The following is an 8,250-nucleotide window of genomic DNA, read 5'->3' as shown; positions in this document are numbered from 1 at the left end:
TTCTGGAGCAGGGCGGATTTTCTTGCCTCAGCTAGTGCGCGAAAGAGCGTCTACAGGTTTTTCGGCGTGGAGACGTTTTCCGGTGCCCACGGACCGACCTTCTCGCGAGCAGGCATCGGCTTGCCATTGACCAGCTGGCCGGCATCGGCGAGGTCGCCGACCTTGTGCACGCGCAGCGAGTTGGTGGACCCTGCCTGTCCCGGAGGGGACCCGGCGGCGATGCACACGATGTCGTTGAGCTCCGCCAGGCCTTCGGAGAGCAGCGCCTCGTCCACCTGGGCGGTCATCTTGTCAGTGTGGTCGGCGTAGGCCACCAGGCGTGCCTGCACACCCCACATCAGGGTCATGATGTTGTAGGTCTGCTGCAGCGGGGTGAAAGCCAGGACCGGCCTCTTCGGGCGCAGGCGCGAGAGGCGCCGTGCCGAGTCGCCGGACTGGGTGAAGGCGACGATGTACTTCGCGTCGAGCTGATCGGCGATCTCCACCGCGGCACGGGTGATCGCGCCGCCGCGGGTCTTCGGCTGGGAGCCCAAGCGGGGAATGCGATCCAGGCCGTGCTGCTCGGTCGAGGAGATGATGCGCGACATGGTCTCCACGGTTTCCACCGGGTACGCGCCCACGGAGGTCTCCCCCGAGAGCATGACCGCGTCGGCGCCGTCGAGCACCGCATTGGCGCAGTCCGAAGCCTCGGCGCGGGTCGGGGTCGGCGATTCGATCATCGATTCGAGCACCTGGGTGGCGACGATGACCGGCTTGGCCCAGCGGCGTGCCAGCTCCACGGCACGCTTCTGCACGACCGGAACTTCTTCCAGCGGCAGCTCCACGCCCAAGTCGCCGCGGGCGACCATGATGGCGTCGAACGCATTGATGATCTCTTCCAGCGCGGCCACGGCCTGCGGCTTCTCGATCTTGGCGATCACCGGCACGCGTCGGCCTTCTTCGTCCATGATCTCGTGCACGCGCTCGATGTCCTCGGCATTGCGCACGAAGGACAGTGCGACCATGTCGATGCCGGCACGCAGTGCCCAGCGCAGGTCGTCCTCGTCCTTTTCGCTCAATGCGGGAACGTTCACCGCGACGCCTGGCAGGTTGATGCCCTTGTTATTGGACACCTCGCCTCCGACGACGACCTCGGAACGCACCGAGGTCTGGTCAACTGCCAGCGCCTTGAGCTTGACCTTGCCATCGTTGATCAGCAGGAAATCGCCCGGCTGGACATCGGTGGGAAGGCCCTTGAAGGTGGTGGAGCACAGGTTGCGGGTACCTTCGATGTCCTCGATGGTGATGGTGAATTCCTCACCAGCCTCGAGGATGTACTTGGCGTTGTCCTTGAAGCGGCCAAGGCGGATCTTCGGACCCTGCAGGTCGGCGAAGATGCCAACCGCGCGGCCGATCTCCGCGGCCGCATTGCGCACATTCGCCAGGGATTGTGCGTGCATGGAGTGGTCTCCATGGCTCATGTTCAGGCGGGCTACGTCTACGCCCGCCTTCAGTACCGCTACAGTATTTTCATAACTTGCCAGGGCCGGGCCCCAGGTTGCCACAATCTTTGCGCGTCTCATTCCGTCAGCCAAATGCCTTTCATGTTCACATAGGCAAAATGCGGCCCACCCGGTATCCGGGTGCGCCGCATTCAAGCCTATGTCACTCAAATGATGCTGATGGCCCTATCGGTTGGAGCAACCGGTGCAGGAAGGGTAGTCGAACCCATGAGGAACTTGTCGACCGCGGCCGCGCAAGCGCGTCCTTCGGCGATAGCCCACACGATCAGTGACTGTCCCCGACCGGCGTCTCCGGCGACGAATACCGATTCGGTGTTCGTCATGTAGTAGCCATCTCGGGCGACGTTGCCCCGGTTGTCGAATTCGATACTGACCTGTTCGTCCAATCCGGAAACTTCCGGACCGGTGAACCCGAGGGCAAGCAGAACCAGATCCGCTTTGATTACGCGTTCGGTTCCAGGCTTCGGGAGGCGCTTGCCAGCAACAAATTCTGTCTCTGCAACTGTAACACCGATCACCTTGTTTTGCTCAGTTCCCTCGCCGGAGATGAAGTTCACGGTCGAAGCCAGGTAGGTCCGCTCGCCGCCTTCCTCATGGGAGGTCTGCACCTCGAAAAGCACCGGCATCATCGGCCACGGCTGGTCTTCGCGGCGCTCGGTGCCCGGCTGCTGCCCGATGGCCAGCGTCGTGACGCTTGCCGCGCCCTGGCGCAGGGCGGTGCCGATGCAGTCCGAGCCGGTGTCTCCGCCGCCCAGCACGATCACGTGCTTGCCCGCCGCATCGATGCGCGGGGCATCGAGCTGGCCGGCGACCACGCGGTTGCTTTCGGTGAGGAACTCCATGGCATGGTGCACGCCGTCGAGCTTGTTGCCCGGCACCGGCAGCTCGCGCGGCACCGTGGCACCGGTGGCCACGATGACCGCGTCGTAGTCGCGGCGCAGCTGCTTCCAGGAGATGTCCTTGCCGATCTCGATGCCGGTGCGGAAGATCGTTCCTTCGGCTTCCATCTGGGCCAGGCGCAGGTCGATGACCTGCTTCTCCAGCTTGAAGTCCGGGATGCCGAAGCGCAGCAGGCCGCCGATGGCCTCGTCGCGCTCGTAGACGGCCACGGTGTGCCCGGCACGGGTCAGCTGCTGGGCGGCGGCCAATCCGGCCGGTCCCGAACCGACGATCGCCACGCGGTGCTCGGTGTGGCGGGCAGGCGGCTGCGGCACGAAGTCGCCGGCGTCCATCAGGTGGCCAGCGAGTTCGGCTTCGACCTGCTTGATGGTCACCGCGGGCTGGTTGATGCCCAGCACGCAGGAGGACTCGCACGGGGCCGGGCACAGCTTGCCGGTGAGCTCCGGGAAGTTGTTGGTGCTCAGCAGCCGGGCGGCCGCATCATCCATCCGGCCCCTGTAGGCCAGGTCGTTGAACTCCGGGATCAGGTTGCCCAGCGGGCATCCCGAATGGCAGAACGGGACGCCGCAGTCCATGCAACGGCCGGCCTGCTCCTCCAGGATGCCGGACTTCTGGCGCTCGACGACCTCCTTGTAGTCCATCAGGCGCACCGGCACCGGGCGCTTGGGCTGGGTGACGCGTTCGGTCACCTTCAGGAATCCACGTGGATCAGCCACGGGTCACCTCCAAAATCTTGTTCCATACCTGCGGCGAATCCGGGTTCTGACCGTTGGCTACTGCGTCGCTGCGCAGCTGCTGCACGGCGGCGAAGTCGCGCGGGGTGATGCTGGTCAGCCGGCTGCGGGTTCGTTCCCAGTCCAGCAGCAGGCGGGAGGCCAGCGGGGATGCGGTCAATGCGATGTGCTCGGTGAGCAGCTCGTGGATGCGTTCGGCTTCGGCATCGGTAATCGGCGCTACCAGCAGGTCCGACTGCCCGGCAGCCAGCGGGTTCAGCTTGGCTGCATCGAAGTCCAGCACCCAGGCCACGCCGCCGGAGAACCCGGCGCCGAAGTTGCGGCCGGTGGCCCCCAGGATCAGCACCTGTCCCCCGGTCATGTACTCGCAGCCGTGCTCGCCGATGCCTTCGGTGACAATTGTGGCCCCGGAGTTGCGCACCGCGAAGCGTTCGCCGACCATGCCGTTGATGAACAGCTCGCCGCTGGTGGCGCCGTAGCCGACCACGTTGCCGGCGATGACCTGCTCCTCGGGCTTGGACAGGGTGGTGCGCGGCGGGTGGATCGCGATCCGGCCGCCGGACAATCCCTTGCCGACGTAGTCGTTCGCGTCGCCCGAGAGCTTGAGCGTAATGCCCTCGGGAAGGAAGGCGCCCAGCGACTGGCCGGCGCGGCCCGAGAGGTTCACCTTGATGGTGTCCCGCTCCAGGGTCTGCAGCCCGAAGGTCTTGGTCACATGGTGGCCCAGCAGCGTGCCGGTGGAGCGGTCGGTATTCACGATCGCCGCGTCGATGCTGACCGGCAGGCGGTCAGCCAGCGCCGGTCCGGCCGCGGCGAGCAGCTGCTGGTCCAGGTGCGTGTCCAGCCCGTGGTCCTGGCCGATGCGGCGGCGGCGCGCCGCCAGCTCGGTATCCGGCACGTGGGTGATCGCATCCAGGGCCAGCCCGGAGACCTTGTCGTGCGCGGCGAACTGGGCGGGATCGGCCTGGAGCAGTTCGACCTTGCCGATCACCTCGTCCAGGGTGCGCGCCCCCAGCGAGGCGAGCAGCTCGCGCACCTCCTGGGCGATGAACTCGAAGAAGTTCACCACGAACTCGGCCTTGCCGGTGAAGCGTTCGCGCAGCGCAGGATTCTGCGTGGCCACGCCCACCGGGCAGGTGTCCAGGTGGCACACGCGCATCATGATGCAGCCCGAGACCACCAGCGGTGCGGTGGCGAAGCCGAATTCCTCGGCACCCAGCAGGGCGCCGATCAGCACGTCGCGCCCGGTTTTGAGCTGGCCGTCGACCTGCACGGTGACGCGGTCGCGCAACCCGTTGAGGATCAGCGTCTGCTGCGCTTCGGCCAGGCCGATTTCCCACGGGGTGCCGGCATGCTTCAGCGAGTTCATCGGCGAGGCGCCGGTGCCGCCATCGTGCCCGGAAATCAGCACGACGTCGGCCTTGGCCTTGGCCACACCGGCCGCGACGGTGCCGATGCCGGACTCGGAGACCAGCTTCACGTGCACGCGGGCGGAAGGGTTGGCGCACTTCGCGTCGTGGATCAGCTGGGCCAGGTCCTCGATCGAGTAGATGTCGTGGTGCGGCGGCGGGGAGATCAGCCCGACACCCGGGGTGGAGTGGCGGGTCTTGGCGATCCAGGGGTAGAGCTTGGCGCTCATCAGCTGGCCGCCTTCGCCGGGTTTGGCGCCCTGGGCCATCTTGATCTGGATGTCATCGGCGTTGGCCAGGTACAAGCTGGTCACCCCGAAGCGGCCCGAGGCGATCTGCTTGACCGCGCTGCGGCGCACCGGATCGAGCAGCCGCTCCGGATCCTCGCCGCCTTCGCCGGTGTTGGACTTCGCACCCAGCTGGTTCATCGCGATGGCCAGGGTTTCGTGGGCCTCGGCCGAAATCGAGCCGTAGCTCATCGCGCCGGTGGCGAAGCGCTTCACGATGGAGCTGACCGGCTCCACCTCGTCGATGGCGATCGGGGTGATCCCCTCGGTCTTGAACTTCAGCAGCCCGCGCAGGGTCTTGAGCTGTGCGGCCTGGTCGTCGACGGCCTTGGTGTACTCCTTGAACACGTCGTAGCGGCGGGTGCGGGTGGAGTGCTGCAGGCGGAAGACGGTTTCCGGATTGAACAGGTGCGGCGGGCCTTCGCGGCGCCACTGGTACTCTCCCCCGGTTTCCAGTTCCAGCGGCTGGGCGCCGCCGTCGATCTCCGGGTAGGCGCGGGCATGGCGGGCGGCGGCCTCGGCGGCCACCACATCCAGCTCGATGCCCGAGAGCTTGGTGGCGGTGCCAGTGAAGTACTGGTCGACCACGCGCTGGGACAGGCCCACGGCCTCGAAGGTCTGCGCGCCGCAGTAGCTGGAGACCGTGGAGATGCCCATCTTGGACATGATCTTCAGCACTCCCTTGCCCAGCGCCTTGATCAGGTTGCTGCTGGCCTGGTGCCCGTCAACTCCGGGCAGCTCGCCGTTCTCGGCCATCTGCTCGACCGATTCCAGGGCGAGGTAGGGGTTGATGGCGCTGGCGCCGTAGCCGATGAGCAGGGCGATGTGGTGCACTTCGCGGGCGTCGCCGGACTCGATGATCAGCGAAACGCGGGTGCGGTTGGAGCTCTTGAGCAAGTGGTGGTGCACCGCGGAGGTCAGCAGCAGCGACGGGATCGGCGCCCAGGCCGCGGAGGAATCGCGGTCCGAGAGCACGATGTAGCGCACCCCGCGGTTCACCGCGGCGGAAACCTTCTCGCAGATTTCCTGCAGACGGGCGCGCAGCTCGGATTCGCCGCCGGCCGGGCGGTACAGGCCGCGCACCTTCAGCGAGTACTTGGACCCGGATTCGTCGCGCAGGTGCACGATCTTGGCCAGCTGGTCGTTGGTCAGCACCGGGTAGTCCAGCGCGATCTGGGTTTGCTGGACACGGTCCAGGGACAGCAGGTTGCCGTCGGGGCCGATCGCGGTGCCCATCGAGGTGACCAGCTCTTCGCGGATTGCATCCAGCGGCGGGTTGGTGACCTGGGCGAAGGACTGGGTGAAGTAGTCGAACAGCAGGCGCGCCCGGTCAGCCAGGGCGGCAATCGGGGTGTCGGTGCCCATGGCGGCCAGCGGTTCGGCACCGGTGGCGGCCATCGGAGCGAGCAGCACGCGCAGCTCCTCGGTGGTGTAGCCGAAGGTCAGCTGGCGCAGGGCCACGGAGGCGGAGTTGTGGCGCACGTGTTCCAGATCCGGGAAGTCGGCCAGCGTCTTCAGGTTCTGCGATACCCATTCGCGCCATGGCTTGGCGGCGGCCACTTCGGCCTTGATCTCGGCGTCCTCGACAATACGCTGGGCGTCCAGGTCCACGGCGAACATCTTGCCCGGGGCGACACGGCCCTTCTTCACGATGTGCTCTTCGTCGACGTCGATCACGCCGACTTCGCTGGCCAGGACCACCAGGCCGTCGTCGGTGACCCACCAGCGGGCTGGGCGCAGGCCATTGCGGTCCAGCACCGCGCCGGCCATCGCGCCATCGGTGAAGCAGACGGCGGCGGGACCATCCCATGGCTCGATGAGCATGGACTGGTACTGGTAGAAGGCGCGCAGGTCCGCGTCCATCTGATCGTCGTTTTCCCACGGCTGCGGGATCATCATCATGATGGTCTCGGTCACGTTGCGGCCCGAGAGCATGAGCATTTCGGCGACCTCGTCGAAGGAAGCCGAGTCCGAGGCGCCGGCGGTGCAGATCGGGAACAGTTCCTCGGGCACCTCGCCGAGCAGCTCGGATTCCAGGGTCGACTGCCGGGCGCGCATCCAGTTGCGGTTGCCCTTGACGGTGTTGATCTCGCCGTTGTGCGCGATGGTGCGGAAAGGCTGGGCCAGCGGCCACGACGGGAAGGTGTTGGTGGAGAAGCGCGAGTGCACGATCGCGCAGCGGCTGGTGAAGCGGGCGTCGGACAGGTCCGGGTAGAACGGCTCGAGCTGCGCGGTGGAGACCATGCCCTTGTAGACGATGGACTGCGAGGAGAACGAGGCGAAGTACACGCCCATCTTGTTGTGCGCGCGGCGGCGGATGCGCCAGGCGGCGGCGTCCAGCTCGCGGCGGGTGGCGGCCGGGGCGCCAGCGTGGGCGCCGATGAAGATCTGGGCGATGTACGGCATCACCTTGCGGGCCGAGGCGCCGAGCACGTCGGAATCAACCGGTACCTCGCGCCAGCCGAGCACCGCCAGGTTCTCCTCGGCGGCCATGGTTTCCAGTTCTTCCTGGGCGAAGGCACGTTCGCCGGCGTCGGCCGGGAGGAAGCCCATGCCCACGGCGTAGGAGCCGGCGGCGGGAAGATCGAATGCGGTGACGCTGCGCAGGAAGGCGTCGGGCAGATGCAGCAGGATGCCGGCGCCGTCGCCGGTGCCTTCATCGGCCCCGATGGCGCCGCGGTGCTCAAGCCGGCGCAGGGCGGTCAGCGCGTGGGCGACGATCTCGTGGCTGGCATCGTTCTTCAGGGACGCGATCATCGCCAGGCCGCAGGCATCCTTTTCGGCCGCTGGGTCATACAGACCCTGCGCGCCAGGCAGCGCGGAAAAACGGGTGTAGGGCGAGGGGACCTCCTCGCCAAAACCTGGCGAGGCGTTCATCTGGACTCCGGTCATGCTCATGAGCGTGCCTTTCTGTGGTTCATGCAGGATAGGCGCGCGGCAGCCCCCGGTAAAGGGCTTATTCTTGGCAAGGGCTTCCGGCCGCCTGGATGTTTCATCTAGCTGAAACTTTTCGACAGTGCTAAGCGGGGTCTGCTTGCGCATCGAGGTTTCGGGGACGAACATTTCCCACCTCGTTGTGGTGCTGCACCAGCTGGCCTTTCCAGGGGTCGATCGACCAGCGTGGCGCGTGGATCACACGTTACGCAGGTTTTGTTTCTCGCATGCGCGTGCTTGTGTTTCAGGAATGTTAAAAACTTCTGCCGCTACCGGCGCGGAAAAAGCAGTTTTTTGCGGGCGGGGATCGCGAAAACCGGTTTTGCCAGCCGGTTTTGATAGCCGCCCAATGTTTCGGGCATGTTGCGCCCGAGGGACGGAAAACTGCCCAGATTTTCCGGACATTTCGCCATATTGGGGCCAGGGCGCGTCATGAAAGCGGATCCGGGCAGCTGCTGGCGCGGCTTAAACCACCGGTGGGGGG

At 66.3% G+C, this 8,250-nt stretch carries 4 protein-coding genes; all 4 read right to left on the bottom strand.

The window, feature by feature from the left end:
- Positions 1 to 50: 50 nt before the first annotated feature.
- Positions 51 to 1,562 carry a pyruvate kinase gene (gene pyk / locus ACNPN0_RS05460; RefSeq protein ID WP_434691034.1) on the bottom strand — a complete coding sequence of 504 codons (1,512 nt, stop codon included), beginning with the start codon at positions 1,560 to 1,562 and terminating at the stop codon, positions 51 to 53.
- Positions 1,563 to 1,648: 86 nt separating this feature from the next.
- Positions 1,649 to 3,118, bottom strand: coding sequence for a glutamate synthase subunit beta (locus tag ACNPN0_RS05455; protein ID WP_402741185.1), 1,470 nt, complete (start codon positions 3,116 to 3,118; stop codon positions 1,649 to 1,651).
- Positions 3,111 to 7,730: a glutamate synthase large subunit gene (gene gltB, locus ACNPN0_RS05450; RefSeq protein WP_448938335.1), complete on the bottom strand. Its 4,620-nt coding sequence runs from the start codon at positions 7,728 to 7,730 to the stop codon at positions 3,111 to 3,113. The genes ACNPN0_RS05455 and gltB overlap by 8 nt, the downstream gene beginning before the upstream one ends.
- A gap of 305 nt (positions 7,731 to 8,035) precedes the next feature.
- Positions 8,036 to 8,250 (bottom strand): hypothetical protein (locus ACNPN0_RS05445; protein WP_448938334.1); only part of this gene is annotated, 215 nt, incomplete at its 5' end.

The sequence above is a fragment of the Glutamicibacter sp. AGC84 genome (genome assembly GCF_053543575.1).
Note: the sequence above shows the minus strand (reverse complement) of the source record. Positions and strands in the feature narration are given on the sequence as shown.